At 72.5% G+C, this 22,847-nt stretch carries 18 protein-coding genes; 17 read left to right on the top strand and 1 reads right to left on the bottom strand.

What is annotated here, in order from left to right; translation table 11 throughout:
- The first annotated feature begins 3 nt into the window (after nt 1-3).
- Genes asnB through AB0472_RS17335 form a run of 16 tightly spaced genes read left to right on the top strand, consistent with a single transcriptional unit; the run spans nt 4 to nt 20,520 of the window.
- A complete protein-coding gene (gene asnB / locus AB0472_RS17410) occupies nt 4-1,938 on the top strand; it encodes an asparagine synthase (glutamine-hydrolyzing) (RefSeq protein ID WP_366357321.1) in 1,935 nt (644 codons plus the stop codon).
- 16 nt (nt 1,939-1,954) lie between these two features.
- A complete protein-coding gene (locus tag AB0472_RS17405; RefSeq protein ID WP_366357320.1) occupies nt 1,955-4,171 on the top strand; it encodes a bi-domain-containing oxidoreductase in 2,217 nt (738 codons plus the stop codon).
- Nucleotides 4,168-6,126 carry an alginate lyase family protein gene (locus tag AB0472_RS17400; protein WP_366357319.1) on the top strand — a complete coding sequence of 653 codons (1,959 nt, stop codon included), beginning with the start codon at nt 4,168-4,170 and terminating at the stop codon, nt 6,124-6,126. Before AB0472_RS17405 ends, AB0472_RS17400 begins: the two co-directional genes overlap by 4 nt.
- Nucleotides 6,127-6,133: 7 nt before the next feature.
- A complete protein-coding gene (locus AB0472_RS17395) occupies nt 6,134-7,678 on the top strand; it encodes a right-handed parallel beta-helix repeat-containing protein (protein ID WP_366357318.1) in 1,545 nt (514 codons plus the stop codon).
- A gap of 13 nt (nt 7,679-7,691) precedes the next feature.
- Nucleotides 7,692-8,924 carry an O-antigen ligase domain-containing protein gene (locus AB0472_RS17390; protein WP_366357317.1) on the top strand — a complete coding sequence of 411 codons (1,233 nt, stop codon included), beginning with the start codon at nt 7,692-7,694 and terminating at the stop codon, nt 8,922-8,924.
- Nucleotides 8,925-8,926: 2 nt separating this feature from the next.
- Nucleotides 8,927-10,168: a glycosyltransferase gene (locus AB0472_RS17385; RefSeq protein ID WP_366357316.1), complete on the top strand. Its 1,242-nt coding sequence runs from the start codon at nt 8,927-8,929 to the stop codon at nt 10,166-10,168.
- Nucleotides 10,165-11,412 carry a class I SAM-dependent methyltransferase gene (locus AB0472_RS17380; RefSeq protein ID WP_366357315.1) on the top strand — a complete coding sequence of 416 codons (1,248 nt, stop codon included), beginning with the start codon at nt 10,165-10,167 and terminating at the stop codon, nt 11,410-11,412. The genes AB0472_RS17385 and AB0472_RS17380 overlap by 4 nt, the downstream gene beginning before the upstream one ends.
- Entirely contained in the window at nt 11,409-12,203 is a 795-nt protein-coding gene (locus tag AB0472_RS17375; protein ID WP_366357314.1) for a sugar phosphate nucleotidyltransferase, read from the top strand. The genes AB0472_RS17380 and AB0472_RS17375 overlap by 4 nt, the downstream gene beginning before the upstream one ends.
- Entirely contained in the window at nt 12,200-12,847 is a 648-nt protein-coding gene (locus AB0472_RS17370; protein WP_366357313.1) for a PIG-L deacetylase family protein, read from the top strand. The genes AB0472_RS17375 and AB0472_RS17370 overlap by 4 nt, the downstream gene beginning before the upstream one ends.
- A gap of 6 nt (nt 12,848-12,853) precedes the next feature.
- Nucleotides 12,854-13,888, top strand: a complete 1,035-nt coding sequence (locus tag AB0472_RS17365) for an NAD-dependent epimerase/dehydratase family protein (RefSeq protein WP_366357312.1) — start codon at nt 12,854-12,856, stop codon at nt 13,886-13,888.
- A 17-nt stretch (nt 13,889-13,905) separates the two neighbouring features.
- The gene (locus AB0472_RS17360) at nt 13,906-15,159 is read left to right on the top strand and encodes a DUF4910 domain-containing protein (RefSeq protein WP_366357490.1); all 1,254 of its coding nucleotides are present in this window, start codon (nt 13,906-13,908) and stop codon (nt 15,157-15,159) included.
- The gene (locus tag AB0472_RS17355) at nt 15,156-16,454 is read left to right on the top strand and encodes a hypothetical protein (protein WP_366357311.1); all 1,299 of its coding nucleotides are present in this window, start codon (nt 15,156-15,158) and stop codon (nt 16,452-16,454) included. Before AB0472_RS17360 ends, AB0472_RS17355 begins: the two co-directional genes overlap by 4 nt.
- Nucleotides 16,451-17,401, top strand: coding sequence for a glycosyltransferase family 2 protein (locus AB0472_RS17350; RefSeq protein ID WP_366357310.1), 951 nt, complete (start codon nt 16,451-16,453; stop codon nt 17,399-17,401). The genes AB0472_RS17355 and AB0472_RS17350 overlap by 4 nt, the downstream gene beginning before the upstream one ends.
- Nucleotides 17,398-18,630 (top strand): polysaccharide pyruvyl transferase family protein, encoded by a 1,233-nt coding sequence (locus tag AB0472_RS17345; RefSeq protein ID WP_366357309.1) that lies wholly within the window; start codon nt 17,398-17,400, stop codon nt 18,628-18,630. The genes AB0472_RS17350 and AB0472_RS17345 overlap by 4 nt, the downstream gene beginning before the upstream one ends.
- Nucleotides 18,627-19,178 carry a dTDP-4-dehydrorhamnose 3,5-epimerase gene (gene rfbC / locus AB0472_RS17340; protein ID WP_366357308.1) on the top strand — a complete coding sequence of 184 codons (552 nt, stop codon included), beginning with the start codon at nt 18,627-18,629 and terminating at the stop codon, nt 19,176-19,178. The genes AB0472_RS17345 and rfbC overlap by 4 nt, the downstream gene beginning before the upstream one ends.
- Before the next feature lie 7 nt (nt 19,179-19,185).
- Nucleotides 19,186-20,520: a glutamate-1-semialdehyde 2,1-aminomutase gene (locus AB0472_RS17335; RefSeq protein WP_366357307.1), complete on the top strand. Its 1,335-nt coding sequence runs from the start codon at nt 19,186-19,188 to the stop codon at nt 20,518-20,520.
- Nucleotides 20,521-20,527: 7 nt separating this feature from the next.
- On the opposite strand, the gene AB0472_RS17330 is transcribed toward AB0472_RS17335, so the two are convergent.
- Nucleotides 20,528-21,250 (bottom strand): phosphatase PAP2 family protein, encoded by a 723-nt coding sequence (locus AB0472_RS17330; protein WP_366357306.1) that lies wholly within the window; start codon nt 21,248-21,250, stop codon nt 20,528-20,530.
- Between the two features lie 406 nt (nt 21,251-21,656).
- Between AB0472_RS17330 and AB0472_RS17325 the strand changes: the two genes are divergently transcribed.
- On the top strand, nt 21,657-22,808 hold the full coding sequence (locus AB0472_RS17325; RefSeq protein WP_366357305.1) for an alpha-hydroxy acid oxidase: 1,152 nt from the start codon (nt 21,657-21,659) through the stop codon (nt 22,806-22,808).
- Nucleotides 22,809-22,847: the final 39 nt, after the last annotated feature.

Here is a 22,847-nt window from a genome sequence, read left to right as displayed (position 1 = left end):
CACATGTGCGGCATCGCAGGTACCTACCGCTGGCCGGACGGAAAGATCGTGACCGACCGGCTCACCGACACCCTCGCCCACCGCGGTCCGGACGGGTCGGGCCGCTACAGCCACCCCGTGGGCGACGGCGAGGTGCACCTCGGGCACCGCAGGCTGGCCATCATCGACCTGTCCGACACCGGCGCCCAGCCGATGGCCTCGGACGGCCTCGTCCTGACGTACAACGGCGAGCTGTACAACGCGCCGGAACTGCGGGCCGAGTTGGAAGCCGCCGGGGTGCGCTTCCGCGGCACCTCCGACACCGAGGTGCTCCTGGAGGCCTGGCGGCGCTGGGGCACGGACTGCCTGCCCCGGCTGCGCGGCATGTTCGCCTTCGGGATCTTCGACGAGCGTACCGGGGACCTGGTGCTCGCCCGCGACCAGCTCGGCATCAAGCCGCTGTTCCTGCTCCGGCGCGGCGGCGGCCTGGTGTTCGCCTCCGAGCTCAAGGCGCTCTCCGTCGCCACCGGCAGGTCGCTGCAGGTGGACGACGCGGCGCTGGTGGCCTCGCTGCTGTACTACTGGGTGCCGGACTCCCGGTGCGCGTTCCGCGAGGCCGAGAAGCTGCAGCCGGGGAGCTGGCTGCGGTGCCGCGCCGACGGGCGGGTGGAGCGCGGCCGGTTCTGGAACCTGAAGGACGTCGCCGCCGAGGGCCGGGAGCGGGCCCTGGCCGGCGAGCGGCCCGACCTGGCCGCGATCGTCGAGGAGTCGACCCGGCGCCACCTGCTCTCCGACGTCCCCGTGGCGACCTTCCTCTCCGGGGGCCTCGACTCCAGCTATCTGACCGCGCTGGCGGCCCGTCACCAGCCGGGGATCTCCGCCTACACGATCGGGTTCCGCGCCGAGGACGCCAGGTTCGAGGCGATGCCCGACGACCTGCGCTACGCCCGGCAGGTGGCCGAGAGGTTCGGCGTCGACCTGCACGAGATCGAGATCGCGCCGGACGTGCTCGACCTGCTGCCACGGATGACCTACCACCTGGACGAGCCGATCGGCGATCCCGCCGCGATCAACACCTACCTGATCTGCATGGCCGCACGCGAGGCCGGGGTGAAGGTGATGCTCTCCGGGATGGGCGCGGACGAACTGTTCGCCGGGTACCGCAAGCACCTGGCCAACCTGATCGCGCTGCGCTACCAGCGGGTCCCGCGGCCCCTGCGGCGCGGGGTGTCCGCGGCCGTGGACCGGCTGCCGGTCGCGACGAGCCGCCGCGGCTACCGGTCGGTGCGCTTCGCGAAGCGGTTCCTCTCCTTCGCCGACCTGCCGGAGGAGACCGCCTTCCGGCGCAGCTACACCATGTACGACCGGGACGAGCTGCTCGCCCTGCTCGATCCCGACCTGGCCGGGACGGTCGAGGACGTCCTGACCGAGCACGCGGACGTCTACGCGGACAACGACCTGGACGACTTCGTCAACCGCATGTGCCTCACCGACGCGCGGATGTTCCTGCCGGGCCTGAACCTCACGTACACGGACCGCTCCAGCATGGCCGCCTCCACCGAGGTGCGCGTGCCGTACGTGGACGTCGAGGTGGTCAAGGCGGCGTTCACGGTGCCCGGCGACCGCAAGATCGCCGGACGGCAGGGCAAGGCCGTCCTCAAGGAGGCGGCCACCTCGATCCTGCCCCGGGAGATCGTGTACCGGCCCAAGGGCCTGTTCAGCGCCCCGCTGCGGGCCTGGATGAGCCGGGACCTGGCACCGCTGGTGCGCGAGGTCGTCGACCACGGCGAACTCGTCCGCTCCGGGTTCCTGCGCCGTGAGGCACTGCAGCGGCTCGTCGCCGAGGACGCCGCCGGGCAGCGGGACAACTCGAAACATCTGTGGCACGTACTGACCCTCGAGTACTGGTATCGCGACGCGACCTCCGGGTCCGGCCAGAGCACTCGGCTGACGGCTTAGGAATCAGGGGACTTCGGTGAAACAGGTCGTACAGAACTACAAGAGCGGCGAGCTGGCGGTGCTCGACGTTCCGGTGCCGGGGTGCAAGCCGGGCGGTGTGCTGGTCCGCACCGCCTACTCGCTGATCTCCACCGGCACCGAGCTCATGAAGGTCTCCGAGGCCGGCATGTCGATGCTCGGCAAGGCCCGCTCCCGCCCCGACCAGGTGGCCAAGGTCATGCAGAGCGTGGCCACCAACGGGCTGCCCGCCACCTACCGCAAGGTCATGGGCAAGCTGGACTCCTACACGCCGCTCGGTTACTCGCTGTGCGGGGTGGTCGAGCAGGTCGGCGCCGGCGTCGACGACGTGAAGGCGGGCGACCTCGTGGCCTGCGCCGGCAACGAGCACGCGCTGCACGCCGAGTTGAACTGGGTGCCGAAGAACCTCTACACCCCGGTGCCGGACGGCCTCGCGCCGCGGCACGCCGCCTTCGGCACCGTCGGCTCGATCGCGATGCAGGGCGTCCGCCAGGGCGGGCCGCAGCTCGGCGAGGTGGCCCTGGTCATCGGCCTCGGCCTGATCGGGCAGCTGGTGGTCCAGCTGCTGGCCGCCGCCGGAGTCCGGGTCGTCGGCGCCGACCCCGACCCGGCGCGCTGCGAACTCGCCGAGCGCCTCGGCGCGGTGGCCTGCGGCGACCCCTCCTCCGCGGCCCTGGAGGCCGCCGTCGGCGAACTCACCGACGGGCACGGCGTGGACCAGGTGTACCTGGCCGCGGGCGGCGGCAGCAACCAGCCCGTCGAGCTGGCCGCCCGGCTCTGCCGGGACCGCGGCCGGGTCGTCGACATCGGCAAGTGCCGCCTGGACCTGCCGTGGAACGCGTACTACGAGAAGGAGCTCGACGTCCGGTTCTCGCGGTCGTACGGCCCCGGGCGCTACGACCCGGAGTACGAACTGGAGGGCCGCGACTACCCGATCGGCTACGTGCGCTGGACCGAGCGCCGCAACCTCGCGTGCTTCCTCGACCTGGTCGCCCGCGGCAGGGTCGACGTGGAGCCCCTGGTCTCCCACGTCGCCGACTTCGGGGACGCGGTCGAGACGTACCGGCGCCTGAAGGACGGCGAACTGAAGGCCGTGGCCGTACTGTTCCGCTACCCCGAGCAGGCGGCGGGAGCGACGGAAGCCGGGGAAGGGACGGAAGGAGAGGCGGCGCAGGCCCCTTCGGTGGCCGTGCCCGCGGTGCGCCGCAGCGGGGGAGCACCCGCCCCGGCCCGGTCCGCCACCTCACCGGTGCGCCTCGCGTTCGTCGGTGCGGGGAACTACGCGACGTCGATGCTGCTGCCGCACCTGGCGCGGCGCGAGGGCGTCGAGCTGTCGACCGTCGTCACCACGACGGCGCTCTCCGCGGCCAACGCGCAGCGCAAGTTCGGCTTCACCGAGGCGACCACCGACCTCGACGCCGTGCTCGGCGACAAGTCCATCGACGCGGTGTTCGTGGTCACCCGGCACAGCTCGCACGCCGCACTGACCCGCAAGGCGCTGCTGGCCGGCAAGACGGTGTTCGTGGAGAAGCCCCTCGCCCTCACCGAGGACGAACTGGCGGACGTCCTCGCGGCGGTGGCGGAATCCGGCAACGACCGCCTCCAGGTCGGCTTCAACCGCCGGTTCGCACCGCTGCTGACCGAGGCCAAGCAGCGGTTCGGCGCCCGGACCGGCCCGGCGAGCCTGCGCTACCTGGTCAACGCGGGCCAGTTGCAGCACGGCAGCTGGTATCTCCGCCAGGGCACCGAGGGCTCGCGGTTCGAGGGCGAGGGCGGGCACTTCGTGGACACGGCGAGCTGGCTGCTCGACGCCGACCCGGTCTCGGTCTACGCGGTCGCCCCGTCCGGCAACGAGGACCTGCAGATCGTGCTGCGCTACCCGGACGGGTCCACCGCCACCATCAGCTACGTCACCACCGGCTCGCCCGGGTTCCCCAAGGAGACGCTGGACCTCCTCGCCGACGGCAAGGTGCTCAGGCTCGACGACTTCGTCCGCGCCTCGGTGTACGGCCGCAAGCGCTGGGTGAGTTCGCGGCTGCCGAAGGCCCGCGACAAGGGCCAGAACGCCGAACTGGCCGCGTTCGTCAAGGCCGTGCGGACCGGCGGGCCGATGCCGGTGCCGCTGGAGTCGCTGGTCGCCACCACGGCGGCCACCCTCGCCGTGCGGAGCGCCCTGGCCGCCGGCGCGCCGGTGGCGTTGGAGCGGGCCGAATGACCGTGACTTCGGGGAACGCGGGCTGGTACCTGCGACGCCTCTCCCGGATGGGACCGCGGGAGATCGCGGGCCGGGCGGCCGACACGGTGCGCAGAAGGCGTTGGCGGTCCGCCCGGCCGGACTGCCCGAGCGTCACCGGCGCCCGGTTCACCGCGGTCCTGCCCGCCGGGACGCTCGCCGCGGTGCCGCCGGACGCCGCTAAGCGTCTCGTCGCCGAGGCGGACCGGCTGATGTACGGGCACGTCGAGTTCTTCGGCGTGGTCCGCGACGACCTCACCGACCCCGACTGGTGGTACGACCCGAAGACCGGACGCCGGGCTCCCGGCGGCTACGCCTTCGACGTGCCGTACCGCAACGAGGACGCGGTCGGGGACATCAAGCAGATCTGGGAGCCGTCCCGGCACCAGTACCTCACCGTGCTCGCCGCCGCCTACGCGGTCACCGGCAACGAGCGGTACGCCGAGCGCGTGGCCGAGCACCTGCGGTCCTGGTGGACGGCCAACCCCCCGCTGCGGGGCGTGCACTGGATCAGCGGCATCGAGCTGGGCATCCGGCTGCTGTCCTGGGTGTGGATCCGCCGGCTGCTCGACGACTGGCCGGGCGCGGCCGGGCTGTTCGAGGACAACCCGGTGGCGCTGAACCAGATCTGGCACCACCAGCGGTGGCTGGCCGCCTTCCCCAGCCGGGGGTCCTCGGCCAACAACCACGTCGTCGCCGAGGCCGCCGGACAGCTCGCCGCGGCCTGCGCGTTCGGCTGGTTCCCCGACTCGGCGCGCAGGCGGGCCGACGCGCTGCGGTCGCTGGAGCGGCACCTGCGGAGCAACACCTTCGTCTCCGGCCTCAACCGCGAGCTGGCCACCGAGTACCACGGGCTCGTGCTGGAGCTCGGCCTGGCCGCGGTGGCCGAGGCGGACGCCGCGGGCGTGCCGGTGCCGACGTCCGTCCGGCTGGTGCTGCTGCGGATGACCGACGCCCTCGCGGCCGTCGTGGACAACCGGCTGCGGCCGCCGCGCCAGGGGGACGCGGACGACGGGTACGGTCTGGTCGTGGACGGCGCGGGCACCGACCGCTGGGGCTCGCTGCTCGCCACCGGCGACGCCGTGTTCGGCCGGCTCGACTGGTGGCCGGAGGTGACCGGCACCGACGTGCGCACCCCGCTGCTGGCGGCGCTCGTCAGGCGCACCGACCTGTCCGTGACCCGCCCGACGGACCGGCCCGCGCACTTCGCCGACGCGGGCATGACGATCCTGCGCGGTCCGGGCGAGATCTGGTGCCGCTGCGACGGCGGTCCGCACGGCTTCCTGTCCATCGCCGCGCACGCGCACGCGGACGCGCTGTCCGTGGAGGTCCGGCACGACGGCGTCGACGTGCTCGCCGACCCCGGGACGTACTGCTACCACGGGCAGCCCGCGTGGCGGCAGTACTTCCGGTCCACCCTCGGCCACAACACGCTGCAACTGGACGGCGTCGACCAGTCGGTCTCCGGCGGCCCGTTCCTGTGGACCCGGCAGGCCCGCACCCGCGTCCTGGCCGTGGACACCTCCGGCGAGGGGGTGGCCGCCTGGTCCGCCGAGCACGACGGGTACGAGGGCTCCGTGCACCGCCGCCGGGTGGAGCTGACGGCCGCGAGCCAGGAACTGAAGCTGGTCGACGAGGTGCGCGGCCCGCGCCGGACCGTGCGGCTGGCGTTCCACCTCGGCCCGGAGATCGCGGCGGACCTGGTCGGGAACCGGGCGGTGCTCACCTGGATCCGGGACGGCGAGGGGCGTTCCGCCGTACTGGACCTGCCCGGGCAGTTGTCCTGGCGGGCGCACCGCGGCGCGACCGAACCGCCGCTGGGCTGGTACTCCGCGGGCTTCGGGCGCAAGGAACCCACGACGACGCTGATCGGCACCGGCACCAGCCCCGCCGACGGCGCGGGCGGGTTCACCACCGTGCTCAGGTTCGGCGGCTAGGGGGCACGTGGTGATCAAGAGGCGGCTTCTCGCGCCGGCGCTGGTACCGCCGGCGCTGGCCCTGCTGCTGACGGTGACCGGCTGCGACAGCACGTCGGGCGCCGGAACGGCGGAGCCGACCGCCGCGCCGTCCACGTCCACCTCCGCGGCCCGCGCCGTGGCCCGGGTGTGCGCCAACCCCGCGGCCGGACCGGCGAAGGCACCGGCGGGCGCGGTGACGATCGACCCCGCGGTCGTCGGCGACCTGGCGGCGAAGACCAAGAACAGCCCACCGCACACCACGTTCTGGCTCCGGCCGGGCAGGCACCGACTCGAACCGGACCGCTACGCCCAGGTCATCCCCAAACAGGGGGACCGCTACCTCGGTGCGCCGGGCGCGGTGCTCGACGGCGGGAAGAAGAACCAGTACGCGTTCGCGGGCACCGCCCGCGACGTCACCATCCGCTACCTGACCGTGCAGCACTTCGTCGCGCCGCAGAACGAGGGCGTGGTCAACCACGACTCGGCCGACGGGTGGGTGATCGAGCACGCGACGATCCAGGACAACTCCGGGGCGGGGCTGATGGCCGGCGCCCGCCAGCAGGTCCGCGCCAGCTGCCTGCGCGGCAACGGGCAGTACGGAATGAACGCGTACAAGGGCGGCGGCGGGATCAAGGACCTGGTGGTCCAGGACAACGAGATCGTGGGCAACAACACCGACGACTGGGAACGGCGCCAGCAGGGCTGCGGCTGCACCGGAGGCATCAAGTTCTGGGCGGTCGACGGCGCGGACATCCGCGGCAACTGGGTGCACGGCAACCACGGAGCCGGGCTGTGGGCCGACACCGACAACAACGACTTCCTCATCGAGGACAACGTGCTCGACTCCAACGACGGTGCCGCGCTGATCTACGAGACCAGCTACAACGCGGTCATCCGGGACAACACGATCCGGCGGAACAACTTGGTCGAGGGCCGCAGGTACGCCGACCGCGGGGACAACTTCCCCTACGCGGCGGTCTACCTGTCCGAGTCCGGCGGCGAACCACGGGTCCGGGCCCGCACCGACAAGATCGACATCTACCGGAACGTGCTGGAGAACAACTGGTCCGGGATCACCCTGTGGGAGAACGCCGACCGGTTCTGCAACAGCCCCGCCAACACCTCGTCCGGTGACTGCACCCTGCTGGTGAAGAACACCCGTCGCTGCGTGCAGCCGGCCATCGACAAGGCACCCCTGTACGCCGACTGCCGTTGGAAGACCCAGCGGGTGGACATCCACGGCAACCGCTTCGTGCTCGACAAGTCCGTGGTCCAGTGCACCGACATGTGCGACCGGATGGCGGTGCTGTCCAACTACGGAACCTATCCGGACTGGTCGCCCTACAAGGGCGAGAAGGTGGCCCAGGCGATCACCCTCGAACAGGACAACCACTGGCGTGACAACGTCTACCTCGGACCCTGGCAGTTCGTCGCCCACGACCCGAGCCGGGTGCTCGACTTCGACGAGTGGCAGGGCACCGACTACCGGCAGGACGCGGGCAGCACCCTCGACGCAGGGGCCGGTGGCTGAGATGGACACACGGATGGACAGACCGACCGCCGCGGAACCGGCCACGGCCGGCACCCCGCGGATCGTCGGGATCGTCTGGGGGCTGCTGGTCCTCAACACGCTCGGCTCCGCCGGGGCGAAGACCATCGTCCCGCTGCCCCGCTCCCTCATCCAGATGGTCACCATGGGAGCCCTGCTCGCCGCGTTCGCACTGGCGCTCGCGGTCAATCTCCGGCTGCGCATCCGGCCCAGCGCCTACCTGCTCCTGCTCACCCTGCTGCTGGTGACGAGCGCGATCTCCAGCGCCCACCTGGAGTCCGGGTTCGGCGCGCTGTTCCGCTGCTTCCGGCTGGCGCTCTTCGTCGGCACCCTGTGGCTGCTCAGCCGCTGGTGGGACGGCAGCCTGACATTCGTCCGCCACCACATCCGGGCGTACTTCGCGGTACTCGGCTCGGTGGCCGCGGGCCTGGTCGTGTCACCCGGCGCGGCCCTGCCCGACCTCTACGGCGGCCGCCTGGTCGGCGCGCTGTGGCCGCTCACCCCGCCGCAGATCGGGCAGTACGCGGCGGTGATCATCGGGCTCACCGTGCTGCTCCTCATGGGCCGCAGGACCGACCGGACGAGCGCCGCGGTGGTCATCGTGCCGTCCTTCGTGCTGCTCGCGCTGACCCACACCCGCACGGCCACGCTCGGCCTGCTCCTCGGGCTGGCACTGGCCATCGGTTCGCTCGTCCTGACCAGCGTGGCCGCCCGCCGGTTCTTCAGCTGGGCGGTACTGGTCGGCGCGGTGGCCGCGGTCGGGTTCGCCGGCGCCCTGCAGACGTGGTTCCTGCGCGGGCAGAGCAAGGAGAACTTCTCCAGCCTCACCGGCCGGGCCAAGGTCTGGGACGCGCTCCTCGCCGCACCCCGGACGACCTCGGAGCAGCTCCTCGGCGTGGGCCTGGGGGACAAGTCGTTCGGCGGCCTGCCGATCGACAACAGCTGGCTGGCCGTCTACAACGAGCAGGGCCTGATCGGCGTCGGCCTCGTCGCGGTGATCATCGTCGTGCTGGGCGGCGTCGCGCTGCTGCGCCCGCCGTCGCTGCAGCGGGCCTGCGCGATCTTCCTGATCAGCTACTGCGCGATCGCGTCGTACACCGAGGCGGGCCTCGGCGACGCCTCGCCGTACCTGCTGCACCTGGCCCTCGCCGCCTCGCTGCTGGCGACGCCCGCCGCGGCACCACCCGTTCCCACGCCCGAGCTGCCGAGCCGGTCGGAGGTGACCTGAGCATGCACGTCCTCGTGGTGCACAACCGCTACAACTCCGCACAGCCGAGCGGGGAGAACAAGGTCGTCGACCAGGAGGTGGAGCTGCTGCGCGCGGCCGGCCACCGGGTCGAGGTGTTCGAGCGGCGCAGTGACGACATCGCCTCCCGGTCGCTCCTCGGCAAGGTCGCGGTGCCGCTCCTGGTGCCGTGGAACCCGGCGGTGCGCTCGGAACTCGCTGCCCGGCTGCGCACCGAGCGGCCGGACGTGGTGCACGTGCACAACGTCTTCCCGCTCCTGTCGCCCGCGGTCCTCGCCGCGTGCGCCGACGCCGGGGTGCCCGCCGTCGCCACCCTGCACAACTACACCCAGGTCTGCCCGCCCGGCACGCTCCAGCGAGACGGCCGGCCGTGCACCGAGTGCGTCGGCTCCGCGCCCCTGCCCGCCGTCCGGCACGGTTGCTACCGCGGCTCCCGCCTCGCGACGGTGCCGCTGGCGGTCAGCCTGTCGGCCAACCGGCGCCGCTGGTGGACCGGCGTGGAGCGGTTCCTCTGCATCTCCGCTGCCCAGCGCGACGTCCTGGTGCGGTCCGGCATGCCGGCCGAGCGCCTCACGGTGAAGCACAACTTCGTTCCCGACCCCGGCAGTTGCCGGGAGGGTGAGGGAGAGCACCTGCTCTACCTCGGCCGGCTCGCGGAGGCCAAGGGCGTCCGGCTGCTCATGGCCGCGTGGGACCAGATCGCGGCCGACGGCGGGCTGGGCGTACCGCTCGTGATCGCCGGCACGGGTCCGCTGGAGCGGGAGGTGACCGCCTGGGCGGCGGGCCGGGACGACGTCCGCTACGCCGGTCTGCTGGACACCGCGGAGTGCCGCAAGGCCGTCGCGCGGTCGGTCGCCGTGGTGGCTCCCTCGACGTGGCTGGAGGCGTTCGGCCTGGTGGTCGTGGAGGCGATGGCGGCCGGGGTGCCGACCGTCGCCGCCGGCCACGGCGCCTTCGTCGAACTCGTCGAGGACGGTGTGACCGGGCTGCTGCACCGGCCCGGCGACGCGGGCTCGCTCGCGTCCCGCATACGCCGGATCGCGGCCGACCCGGACCGCAACCGGGAGCTGGGGCGGGCGGCCCGGCGCCGCTACGAGCAGGGATTCAGCCCGGCCGTCGGCCTGGAGCGCCTGCTGGAGGAGTACCGCACCGCGATCGCGGGGCGGTCGGTACAGGCTCGCGGCGGGGAGACCCGCGCGAGCAGGGGGGATGGGGACAGCACATGACACGATGCCGACTCTGCGGCTCGGAAGCGATGGCGAGCGTCGTCGACCTGGGGGCGACGCCGCCGTGCGAGAGCTTCCTCGCCGCGGACCAACTGGACGATCCGGAGCCCGCGTACCCGCTGCACCTGCGGGTCTGCACCGACTGCTGGCTCGCGCAGATCCCGCCGCTGATCACGCCGGAGGAGACGTTCAAGGAGTACGCCTACTTCTCCTCGTACTCGACGTCCTGGGTGGAGCACGCGCGCACCTTCGTCGCCGGCGCCGCCGAGCGGCTGGCGCTCGGTACCGACGCGTTCGTGGTCGAGGTGGCGAGCAACGACGGATACCTGCTGAAGCACGTGGTGGACCGGGGGATCCGCTGCCTCGGCATCGAGCCGTCGGTGAACGTCGGCGCCGCGGCCCGGGAGGCGGGCGTACCCACGCTCACGGAGTTCCTCTCCCCGCAGACCGGCGCCGCCGTCCGCGCCGAGCACGGCCCGGCGGACCTGGTCGTGGCCAACAACGTGTACGCGCACATCCCCGACGTGGTCGGTTTCACCCAGGGGCTGCGCGCCCTGGTCGCCGACGACGGCTGGGTCTCCGTCGAGGTGCAGCACCTGCTGACCCTGATCGAGGAGAACCAGTACGACACCATCTACCACGAGCACTTCCAGTACTACACGGTCGCTTCCGCGATCCGGGCCCTGGCGAGCGGCGGACTCGCCCTCGTGGACGTCGAGTTGCTGCCCACGCACGGCGGCTCCATCCGGCTGTGGGCCCGCCCCGCCGAGGCGGCCGGCGAGCCGACACGACGGGTGGCCGACGTCCTGGCGCGGGAGAAGGCCGCCGGGCTCCAGGAGCTGTCCGGGTACGCCGAGTTCTCCGCCCGGGTGGCGAAGGTCCGCCGGGACCTGCTGCGGTTCCTCATCGACGCGGCCGAGCGCGGCGAGACGGTCGTCGGCTACGGCGCCCCAGGCAAGGGCAACACCCTGCTCAACCACTGCGGCATCCGCCCCGACCTGCTCGCCTACACCGTCGACCGCAACCCCTACAAGCACGGCAGGTTCACCCCGGGCACCCGCATCCCCATCCTGGCGCCCGAACGGATAGCCGCCGACAAGCCGGACTACGTCCTCGTCCTTCCGTGGAACCTGCGGGCCGAACTCGCCGAGCAGCTGTCCTTCGTCCACGAGTGGGGCGGCCGGCTCGTCTTCCCCATCCCGGAACTGAGCATCGTCGAGGCCGCGAAAGAGGTCACAGCATGAAGGTCGTCCTGTTCTGCGGCGGTTACGGGATGCGCATGCGCAACGGCACCTCCGACGACGTGCCCAAACCGATGGCGATGGTCGGCCCGAGACCGCTGATCTGGCACGTCATGCGCTACTACGCGTACTTCGGGCACAAGGAGTTCATCCTGTGCCTCGGGTACGGCGCCCATCACATCAAGGACTTCTTCCTCAACTACGAGGAGACCACGTCCAACGACTTCGTCCTGCGGGGCGGGAAGACCGAGCTGCTCTCCACCGACATCGCCGACTGGACGATCACGTTCGCGCAGACCGGCATCGAGTCCCCGATCGGCGAGCGGCTGCGCCGGGTACGCCACCACCTGGACGGCGACGAGATGTTCCTCGCCAACTACGCCGACGTGCTCACCGACGCACCGCTGCCCGAGATGATCGACAGGTTCGCCGCGCGCGACGCCGGGGCGTCGATGATGGTGGTGCCGCCGCAGTCCTCGTTCCACTGCGTGGAGCTGGGCGAGGACGGCCTGGTGGGCGGCATCACCGCGGTGAGCGAACTGCCGCTGTGGGAGAACGGCGGCTACTTCGTGCTCCGCCAGGAGATCTTCGACCACATACCGGAGAACGGTGACCTGGTCGCCGACGGCTGCGCCCAACTGGCCAAGCAGGGACGGCTGGTGGCCCACCAGCACCGCGGCTTCTGGAAGCCGACCGACACCGTGAAGGAACGGGCCGCGCTCGACGAGGCCTACACCCGGGGCGACCGCCCGTGGGCCGTGTGGGAACGCGACACCGCCGGAGCCAGGGCGTGATCCGGCTCGGGGCCGGCCCCCTGGACCGGATCCTCGCGGTGGGCGCGCACTGCGACGACATCGCCATCGGCGCCGGCGGCACGCTGCTGACACTGTGTCAGGGAAGTCCGGGCATCCGGGTCGACGCGCTGGTTCTGACCGGCGGCGGCAGCGAGCGCGAACAGGAGGAGCAGGCCGCGCTCGCCGCCTTCTGCCCGGGCGCCGACCTGCGGCTGACCGTGCACAAGCTGCCCGACGGCCGCTTCCCGGCCCACTGGGAGGAGGCCAAGTCCGCGGTCGAGGAACTGCGCGCCCAGACCGACCCGGACCTGGTCCTCGCACCGCGCACCGACGACGCCCACCAGGACCACCGCGGCCTGGCCAAGCTGATGACGACCGCGTTCCGCGACCACCTCGTGCTCGGCTACGAGATCGTCAAGTGGGACGGCGACCTCGGCCGGCCGGCGGCCTACCAGCCGCTGGCGCCCGAGACCGCCGAGGAGAAGGTGCGGCTGCTGCAGGAGCACTACCCCTCGCAGCGGCACCGGCCCTGGTACGACCGGGAGGCCTTCCTGGGTCTCGCCCGGATCCGCGGCATCGAATGCCACGCGCGCTACGCCGAGGCGTTCGCCGTCACCAAACTCACGCTCAACCTGGGGGGTTGAACAACCTTGCGCGTACTACTGACCGGACACCAGGGCTATCTGGGCACCGTGATGGCCCCGGTCCTCAAGGCCGCCGGGCACGACGTCGTCGGCCTCGACTCCGGCCTGTTCGCCGACTGCGTCCTCGGCCCGCGGCCCGAGGACCCGCCGGGGCACCGGGTGGACCTGCGCGACGTCACCGCCGAGCACGTGGCCGGGGTGGACGCCGTGATCCACCTGGCCGCGCTCTCCAACGACCCGCTCGGCTCGCTGGCACCGGAACTCACCTACGACATCAACCATCACGCGTCCGTCCGCCTCGCCCGGCTGGCCCGCGACGCCGGGGTACGGCGCTTCCTGTACGCGTCCACGTGCTCGGTCTACGGCGCCGCCGGCGACCCCGACTTGTCGAACTTGGTGACCGAGGACGCCCCGCTGCGCCCGGTGACGCCGTACGCCGAGTCGAAGGTGCGGGTGGAGGACGACCTGCACGCGCTGGCCGACGACGACTTCACCCCCGTGTTCATGCGCAACGCCACCGCCTTCGGCTTCTCGCCCCGGCTGCGTGCCGACATCGTCCTCAACAACCTGGTCGGGCACGCCCTGTTGTCCGGCGAGGTCCTGGTGCTCTCCGACGGCACTCCGTGGCGCCCGCTGGTGCACGCCGCCGACATCGCGCGGGCCTTCACGGCCGCGCTGACCGCGCCCCGTGAGGCGGTGCACGACCGCGCGTTCAACATCGGCAGCGAGGTCAACAACGTCACGGTCGCCGAGATCGCCGGACAGGTCGCCGAGGCGGTGACCGGGTCCAAGGTGGTGATCACCGGGGAGACCGGCGCCGACCCGCGGTCCTACCGGGTGGACTTCTCCCGGTTCCGGCACGCGATCCCCGGCTTCGACTGCGCGTGGACGGTGAAGCAGGGCGCGCTCGAACTCGCCGACGCCTACCGGAAGTTCGACCTCACCCGGGAGGACTTCGAGCAGCGCTACACCCGGCTCGCCGTACTGCGCGCGGCCTCCGACGCCGGCACCGTCGACGACACCCTCAGGCGGCGCCGGTGACCGACGTGAGCAAGGAGATGTACGCGCTGGTGGAGCGGATGTACCCGCTCTGCCGGAGCATCACCGGCGACGGTGTGCGCGCCACCCTGGACATCGTCGGGGAGTACATCCCGCTGCAGGTGCACGAGGTGCCGACCGGCACGCAGGTGCTCGACTGGACGGTGCCGCAGGAGTGGAACATCCGGGACGCCTACATCGCCGACGGCGCCGGCCGGCGGGTCGTCGACTTCGCCGCGTCCAGCCTGCACGTGCTCGGCTACAGCGTGCCGGTGTCGGCGACCATGCCCCTCGCCGAGCTGCGCCCGCACCTGCACACCCTGCCGGACCACCCGTCATGGGTGCCGTACCGCACCAGCTACTACAAGCCGGACTGGGGGTTCTGCCTGGCCCAGGAGACCCTGGACGCCCTGCCCGACGGCGACTACGAGGTCCGCATCGACTCCACGATCGCCGACGGCCACCTCACCTACGCCGAGTACGTGGTCCCCGGCCAGGTCCCCGACGAGGTCATCGTCTCCTGCCACGTCTGCCACCCGTCGCTGGCCAACGACAACCTGGCCGGCATCGCGGTGGCGACGTACCTGGCCCGCGCGCTCGCCGAGCAACCGACCTACTACACCTACCGGTTCCTGTTCGCCCCCGGCACCATCGGGGCGATCACCTGGCTGGCCCGCAACGTGGAGCGGGTGGACCGGGTCAAGCACGGCCTGGTGCTCGCCTGCGCCGGGGACCCGGGCCGGCTGACGTACAAACAGAGCAGGCGGGGCGACGCGGAGATCGACCGGGTGCTGCAGCACGTGCTGACCACGTCCGAACGCCCGCACCGGATCACCGAGTTCACGCCCTACGGCTACGACGAGCGGCAGTTCTGCTCGCCCGGGTTCAACCTCGGCGTGGGTTCGCTCACCCGGACCCCGTACGCCGGCTACCCCGAGTACCACACCTCCGCGGACAACCTGGACTTCGTCTCCCCGGCGGCGATGGCGGACACCCTCGCCGTGTGCCGCGAGGCGTTCGCCGTCCTCGACCGCAACCGGCGGTACGTCAACCTCAGCCCCTACGGCGAACCGCAGCTCGGCAGGCGCGGGCTGTACGACGCGGTCGGCGGGCGCAGCGACACCAAGCAGGCCCAGATGGCCATGCTCTGGGTGCTCAGCCTCTCCGACGGCGAGCACAGTCTGCTGGACGTCGCCGAGCGGTCCGGGCTGCCGTTCGACACCGTGGCCGCCGCGGCCGATGCCCTGCGCGGCGCCGACCTGGTCAAGGAATGACGCCCATGACCACCCAGGGGGAGAAGTCGACAGCACCGGCCGGGTCCGCCAGGCGGGCCCTGGTCGGCCGGCTGTCCTGGGGACTCGCCGACCAGGCGGCCTCCAGCATCAGCAACTTCGCGGTGGGCCTCTACGTGGCCCGCTCGCTCGGGGTGACCGCGTTCGGCGTGTTCAGCCTGGCCTGGGTGACCTACGGCGTGGTCCTCAACGTCTCCCGGGGCCTGGCCACCGACCCGCTCACGGTGCGCTTCAGCGGGGTGCCGGAGGCGGTCTGGCGCGGGGCGGTGGCCCGGTCGACGGGCACCGCGCTCGGCGTCGGCTCGGCCCTCGGCGTGTTGTGCCTGGCGGCCGGGCTCGGACTGGGCGGCCGGGTGGGCCCCGCGTTCGCCGCCCTCGGCGTCCTGCTGCCCGGGCTGCTGCTCCAGGACGCCTGGCGGTTCGCGTTCTTCGCCGCGGGCAACGGGCGGAAGGCGTTCGTCAACGACGTCGTGTGGGGCATCGCGCTCGTCCCCGCCATGGTGGTCGCGGCCCACGTGGACACCGTGGCCGCCTTCGTGCTCGCCTGGGGCGCGTCCGCCACGGTGGCGGCGGGCTACGGCTACCTCCAGTCCGGCATCCGGCCCCGGGTGGCCGAGGCCCGCGGCTGGCTGCGCGAACAGCGCGACCTCGGCTACCGGTACCTGGTCGAGAACGTCAGCCTCAGCGGCGCCAGCCAGGTGCGGGCGTACGGGCTCGGCGTGATCGTCGGGGTCGGCGCGGTGGGCGCGGTGCGGGGCGCCGAGCTCCTGATGGGGCCGTTCCTCGCCGTGCTGATGGGTCTCTCGCTGGTCACCGTCCCGGAGGCGGCGCGGGTGCTGCGACGGGCCCCGCACCAACTGGGCAGGTTCTGCCTGCTCCTGGGCGGGGGACAGGCCGCCGGGGCACTGCTGTGGGGCTCGGCGCTGCTGCTGATGCCGGACCGGCTCGGCGACCTGGCGCTCGGCGACGTCTGGCACTCCTCCTCGCACCTCGTCGTGCAGATCACGCTCAGCGTCGCGGGAGCGGGCCTCGGCACCGGCGCGGCGGCCGGCCTGCGCGCGCTCGGCGCGGCCCGGCGCAGCCTGCGCTGCCAGCTGTTCGCCTCCGCCTGCTACGTCGGCGGCGGGCTCGGCGGTGCGGCCGTCGCCGGCACGTCCGGCTCGGCCTGGGGCGTCGCCGCCGCGACCCTCAGCGGCTCGGCCGTGTGGTGGCTGCAACTGCGGTCCGCCCTGCGCGAGCGCCACCGCAATCCCATCCCCGAAGTGAGGACCGCATGACCGACCGACCCAGGCTGAGCATCGGCCTGCCCGTGTACAACGGCGAGGAGTACCTGGCCGAGTCGTTCGACGCCCTGCTCGGCCAGACCTACGAGGACTTCGAACTGGTCGTCTCCGACAACGCCTCGACCGACGGGACCGAGGCCATCTGCCGCAAGTACGCCGCGCAGGACTCCCGCATCCGGTACCACCGCCTGCCCCGCAACATCGGCGCCACCCCGAACCACAACCACGTGTTCGCCGAGTCCCGCGGCGAACTGTTCAAGTGGGCCTCGCACGACGACCTCTACGGCCGCGACCTGCTGCGACGATGCGTGGACGCGCTGGACGAGCGGCCGGACGTGATCCTCGCCCACACCGACCAGGCCGTCATCGACGGCGACGGCCAGGTGACCGTCCCCTACGAGTACACCCTCGCCACCGGCTCGCCGCACGCCCCGGAGCGCTTCCGCAGCCTGCTGTTCGAGCCGGGCGGCGACGACTTCTACGGGGTGATGCGCGCCGACGTGCTGCGCCGGGTGAAGCCGATGGACAGCTACCACCACGCGGACCGCACGTTCGTCGCCGAGATCACCCTGCACGGGCGCTTCCACCAGGTGCCGGAACTGCTGTACTTCCGCCGCGACCACCCCACCCGCGCCGAGCGGGCGAACCCGTCCAAGCGCTCCCGGTGCGTCAACCTGGACCCGCGCCGGGCCGGTCTGCTGCACCCGACCCCGCGGCTGCTCGCCGAGTACGTCTGGGGCTTCGCCTCGGCGGTCCGGCGGGCGCCGCTGTCCGCGGCCGACCGGCGGGAGTGCTACCGCCACCTGGCCGCCTGGATGACCAGCCGGGTCCGGCCGAACGCCGGCGAGCGGGTCGAGGACCGTGCCCCGGTCGACCCGGCCCTGCTCACGGTCTCCGTCGACGCCCTCGTCGCCGGCCGCGAGGGGAGGAGGCAGGCATGACCGCCGCGGACGGAACCCCGGTGCGCGTCGGGGTGTTCGGCCTGCTCGGCTCCGGCAACCTCGGCAACGACGGCTCGCTCGAAGCCGTCCTCGGCTACCTGCGCGCCGAGCACCCGGACGCCGTCGTGGACGCGCTGTGCGGCGGGCCCGAGGCCGTGACGGCCCGGTTCGGGATCCCCGCCACCCGCCTGCACTGGAACCGCGCGGAGTACCGGACGGCGTCCCGTGCGGGCGCGATCGTCTCGAAAGGGCTCGGCAAACTCGTCGACGTCTTCCGCACCGCCGCCTGGGTGCGCCGGCACGACGTGGTGATCGTGCCGGGCATGGGCGTCCTGGAGGCCACCCTGCCCCTGCGGCCCTGGGGTTTCCCGTACTCCCTGTTCCTGCTGTGCGCCAGCGGCCGGCTGGTCGGCACCCGGGTCGCGCTGGTCAGTGTCGGTGCCGCCGAGATCCGCAACCGGCCCACCAGGGCCCTGGTGCGCTGGTCGGCGCGGCTGGCGGCGTACCGGTCGTACCGGGACGGCCAGTCCCGCGACGCCATGCGGGCGATGGGCGTGGACACCGCACGCGACGAGGTCTACCCCGACCTCGCGTTCTCCCTCCCGACACCACGGGCGGGCGCGCCCACCGGCACGCCGGGTACCGTTTGCCTCGGCGTCATGGACTTCCACGGCGGCAACGACGACCGCGCCCGGGCCGAGGAGATCCACCGTCGCTACCTCGACGGGACGATCAGGTTCGTCCGCACGCTGGTCGAGGAGGGCAGGCCCGTACGGCTCCTCACCGGCGACCAGTGCGACCTGGCGGTGGTCGCCGCCGTCCTCGACGCGGTCGACTCACCGCTGGTCACCGCGGCCCAGCCGGCCTCACTGGCCGACCTGATGCAGGAGATGGAGGCCGCCGACACCGTGGTGGCCGTCCGCTACCACAACCTGATCTGCGCGCTGAAGACCGGAACGCCCGTGCTGGCCCTCTGCTACGCGGCGAAGAGCGACGCGCTCATGGACCGGATGGGTCTGGCCGCGTACCGTCACCCGGCTCGCGAGGTCGACGCCGACCGGCTCCTCGAACAGTTCCGGGACCTGGAGAAGCACGCGGCGGAGCTACGGCAGACCCTCGCCGAGCGGAACCGGGTCGCCGCACAGCAACTCGCCCAGCAGTTCACCGCCTTGACCACGACCCTGTTCCCGGCGAACGACCACGCCCACGCCCCACGGAAGGCTTCATGAAAGCGACCGAAGTCCCGGAGATCGCCGGTGCGTTCCTGTTCGAGCCGACGCCGTACGCCGACGAACGCGGCTTCTTCTGCCGCACCTTCGACGCCGACGTGGTCCGCTCGGTGGGTCTCGACCCCGACGCCTTCGTCCAGGACAGCGTGTCCCGCTCGGTCCGCGGCGTGCTGCGCGGCCTGCACCTGCGCTCCGGCGCCGGCGAGGCCAAGCTGGTGCGGTGCTCGTACGGGCAGATCTTCGACGTCGTCGTGGACCTGCGGCCGGACTCGCCGACCTACCTGAACCGGGCCTTCTTCGAGCTGTCCGGCGAGACGCAGAAGACCGTGTACATCCCGGCGGGATGCGCGCACGGCTTCCAGGCTCTTACCGAAATCACAGATACCTCTTACCGTATTGACCGTCAGCACGATCCGTCCGAAGACGTGACGATCGCCTTCGACGACCCGGAACTCGCCATTCCCTGGCCGCTGCCGGTCACGTCGATGTCCCGACGGGACCGGGAGGCGCCGAGCCTCGCCGAGGTCCTGAAGCACCGAGAAAGATGAGGTCGGCGTGCACACCCAAGACACCGAGGGGCTCCGCCTGTCCCGCTCGCGACAGGCCAACGAGCGGCTGCACGCCCTGATTCCAGGAGGCGCGCACACCTACGCCAAGGGCGACGACCAGTACCCCGAGAACCTGGCCCCGGTCATCAGCCACGGCAGCGGTGCCCACGTGTGGGACGTCGACGGCAACCGGTACATCGAGTACGGCTCCGGCCTGCGGTCGGTCAGCCTCGGTCACGCCCACCCGCGCGTGACCGAGGCGGTACGGCGGGAACTCGACCGCGGCAGCAACTTCGTCCGGCCGTCCATCGTCGAGGTCGAGGCCGCCGAACGCTTCCTGGCCACCGTGCCGACCGCCGACATGGTGAAGTTCGCGAAGAACGGCTCCGACGCCACCACCGCCGCGGTGCGCCTCGCCCGCGCCGTCACCGGGCGCCCGCGGGTGGCCCTCTGCGCGGACCACCCGTTCTTCTCCGTCGACGACTGGTTCATCGGCACCACGCCGATGAACGCCGGCATCCCGGCGGCGACCACCGAACTCACGGTGTCCTTCCCCTACGGCGACCTGGCCGCCACGGAGGAACTGCTCACCCGCTACCAGGACGAGATCGCCTGCCTGATCCTCGAACCGGCCACCCAGACCGAGCCGCCGCCCGGCTACCTCGCCGGCCTGCGCGCCCTGGCCGACCGGCACGGCTGCGTCCTGGTCTTCGACGAGATGATCACCGGCTTCCGCTGGTCGGAGGCGGGCGCCCAGGGCCTGTACGGGGTCGTCCCCGATCTCTCCACGTTCGGCAAGGCGCTGGGCAACGGCTTCGCCGTCTCCGCGCTGGCCGGGCGACGCGACCTGATGGAACGGGGCGGACTGCGCGATTCCGCCGAGCGGGTGTTCCTGCTGTCCACCACGCACGGCGCGGAGACCCACTCGCTGGCAGCCGCGATGGCCGTGCAGGCCACCTACGTCGAGGAGGGCGTCACCGCGCGCCTGCACGCCCTCGGCGAGCGGCTGGCCGCCGGTGTCCGCGACGCCGCGGCCGCCATGGGCGTCGGCGACCACGTCGTGGTCCGTGGCCGGGCCAGCAACCTGGTCTTCGCCACCCTCGACGAGAACCTGCAGCCGTCGCAGCAGTACCGCACCCTGTTCCTGCGCCGGCTCCTCGCGGGCGGGGTGCTCGCCCCGTCCTTCGTGGTGAGCAGCGCACTCGAGGACGCGGACATCGACCGCACGGTCGACGTGGTGGCCGAGGCCTGTGCGGTGTACCGGAAGGCGCTGGACACCGCCAATCCCGCCGCCTGGCAGGGCGGGCGACCGGTGAAGCCCGTCTTCCGCCGCCTGGCGTGACGTGCCGTCAGCGGGGCGCCCGCCGGGCCACGCCGGGGCTCCGCGCGGCGCTCCGGCCGGCCGTCCGGTCCACCAGCCACGCGGTCGCCGGCGTCACCACCAGCGCGGTGCACCAGCCGCCGACGGCGTCGGTCGGGTAGTGGGCGCCCAGGCCGACCTCCGCCCAGCCCATGGTGGCGCCGCCGGTCAGCGCCGCGGCCAGCACGAGTGACATGCCGGCCGTCCTGCCGAGGCCGAGCCGGCCGGCTGCCAGCAGCGCCGCCATGAGGGCGAGCGAGGTGAAGAAGGCGGTGTGGCCGCTCGGGTAGGACAGGTTTCCCGGACCGTGGATGGTGCGTCCCACGACATGTTTGAGCAGCGTGGTCGTCCCCACGGTCAGGCCGGTGCCGACGGCGACGAACGCCGCCGCGCGGGGCCGCCGCAGCAGCAGGCAGCCCGCCACCCCGGCCACGATCACCAGCACCGATCCCGCTGGTTCCCCCAGGAAGTCCAGGGCCAGGGCGAGCCGCCGCCACGGCCCCCGCACACTGTCCGCCGTGGGTGGGACGAGCCACCGGTCCACTTCGCCCGGCTCGCTGTGCCCCGCGTACCGGACCCCGAGGACGACGACCACCAGCGCCGCGAGCGCCGCAACCGGCCCCAGCCACCCGCGCAGCACCGGGGGCAGCACCGCGCGCGCCACCGACCGGGACGGTCCTGCGTCCGGGTCCGCTTCTGCCAGGTGATCCAACGTGAGCCCCCCAGCCGTGTCCGCCCCCGCCCGTCACCCTAACCGTTTGCACCCGGGGAGCGACGCCGCGCAGAATGTCGTGGTCGAACCCCGGCCATACGTGGGCGCGTTCGGCCCCGGCATGCCCGCAGCCGCCATTGAGCGCCGCAGGGCCGTCCGGCCGACGGCGCGAATTTCCGCGGTGTGCGTCTCCGCCGCTTATACAGCGCCCCTTGTGCCGGAAATTGCCGGCGAATCACGGCCCGCTCGCGCAATCACCGATCCGGAGGGCCGCCGCCCACCCGACCAGGAATTCAGCCCCCGCTTTCCACATGCGTGCACAGGGAATCGTTCAATGAACTCCCTTGCTGCGCAGGTAACCCGCGTTTGAAAATGTCCCGACGGCGTCCGTGCCCGAGGAGGGGCTATGCGGCTTTCGCTCGGCGACTACGCGCGACTGGCACGGGAACGGCTGGACCAGCCTGTCTGGGACTTCTTCGAAGGCGGCGCCGGCGACGAGCGCACACTGCGCGCGAACACTGCCGCTTTCGACCGGGTACGGCTGCGCCCCTCGGTGCTGACCGGCGTCACCGGGCCGGAACTCCGGACCAGCATCCTCGGCCGTACCTGGTCCGCTCCGCTGGCCGTCGCCCCCACCGGCTACCAGACCCTGGCGCACCCGGAGGGCGAACTGGCCACCGTACGGGCCGCGGGACCGCGCGGCGTCCCGGTCGTCGTCAGCATGTTCGCCGGCCACCGCATCGAGAACCTCGCGGCGGCGGCCACGGCACCGCTCTGGCTGCAGATCTACTGCCTGCGGGACCGAGCCGTGACCCGGCGGCTCGTCGAGCGCGCCGAGCACGCCGGGTTCGAGGCGATCGTCCTCACCGTCGACACCCCCCACCTGGGCAGGCGGCTGCGCGACCTGCGCAACGGGTTCCGGTTGCCACCGGACGTCGGGCCCGCCAACCTGCACGGTGACGGCTTCGACAACCCGGCCGGTCACGCCCGGACGCAGTTCGACCCGGCGCTGAACTGGGACGTCGTGGCGTGGCTGCGCTCGATCACCCGACTGCCCGTCGTACTGAAGGGGATCCTCACCGCCGCGGACGCGACGCGCGCGGTCTCCGCCGGGGTGGACGGAGTCATCGTCTCCAACCACGGCGGTCGCCAACTCGACGGCGCACCGGCGTCCTTGGAGGCGCTGCCCGAGGTCGCCGCCGCCGTGGCCGGCGTGTGCACCGTCCTGCTCGACGGCGGCGTGCGCCGGGGAGCCGACGTGCTGGCGGCCCGGGCGACGGGCGCGGACGCCGTCCTGCTCGGCCGCCCCGTCCTGCACGGGCTCGCCGTGGACGGCGAGGACGGGGTCGCCCGGGTGCTCGACCTGCTCGTCGAAGAACTCGTCGACGCGATGACCCTCACCGGCATCGCCTCCGCGGCCGCGGTGCCACCCGAACTGGTGGGCCCCGCACGCCCCCGAGCGGCCTCGGCCGAGGCCGTCGGGCACACCGACCGAACATGCGCCACCGGGACCGAGGACCGAACTCTCACCACCGGAGCGGAAAGGAGAGACGCGTGAGGCTCGCGTGGAACGTCAAACGGATCGTCCGAAGCAAGA

This window comes from Streptomyces sp. NPDC086777, assembly GCF_040702065.1.
Lineage (GTDB): Bacteria > Actinomycetota > Actinomycetes > Streptomycetales > Streptomycetaceae > Streptomyces.
Note: the sequence above shows the minus strand (reverse complement) of the source record. Positions and strands in the feature narration are given on the sequence as shown.

Bases quoted from the DNA above. Each gene is read 5' to 3' on its own strand.
- asnB (WP_366357321.1), top strand. From the start codon at position 4: ATGTGCGGCATCGCAGGTACCTACCGCTGGCCGGACGGAAAGATCGTG.
- AB0472_RS17380 (WP_366357315.1), top strand. From the start codon at position 10,165: ATGACACGATGCCGACTCTGCGGCTCGGAAGCGATGGCGAGCGTCGTC.
- AB0472_RS17325 (WP_366357305.1), top strand. From the start codon at position 21,657: ATGCGGCTTTCGCTCGGCGACTACGCGCGACTGGCACGGGAACGGCTG.
- AB0472_RS17375 (WP_366357314.1), top strand. From the start codon at position 11,409: ATGAAGGTCGTCCTGTTCTGCGGCGGTTACGGGATGCGCATGCGCAAC.
- AB0472_RS17350 (WP_366357310.1), top strand. From the start codon at position 16,451: ATGACCGACCGACCCAGGCTGAGCATCGGCCTGCCCGTGTACAACGGC.
- AB0472_RS17360 (WP_366357490.1), top strand. From the start codon at position 13,906: ATGTACGCGCTGGTGGAGCGGATGTACCCGCTCTGCCGGAGCATCACC.
- AB0472_RS17355 (WP_366357311.1), top strand. From the start codon at position 15,156: ATGACGCCCATGACCACCCAGGGGGAGAAGTCGACAGCACCGGCCGGG.
- AB0472_RS17385 (WP_366357316.1), top strand. From the start codon at position 8,927: ATGCACGTCCTCGTGGTGCACAACCGCTACAACTCCGCACAGCCGAGC.
- AB0472_RS17390 (WP_366357317.1), top strand. From the start codon at position 7,692: ATGGACAGACCGACCGCCGCGGAACCGGCCACGGCCGGCACCCCGCGG.
- rfbC (WP_366357308.1), top strand. From the start codon at position 18,627: ATGAAAGCGACCGAAGTCCCGGAGATCGCCGGTGCGTTCCTGTTCGAG.
- AB0472_RS17400 (WP_366357319.1), top strand. From the start codon at position 4,168: ATGACCGTGACTTCGGGGAACGCGGGCTGGTACCTGCGACGCCTCTCC.
- AB0472_RS17345 (WP_366357309.1), top strand. From the start codon at position 17,398: ATGACCGCCGCGGACGGAACCCCGGTGCGCGTCGGGGTGTTCGGCCTG.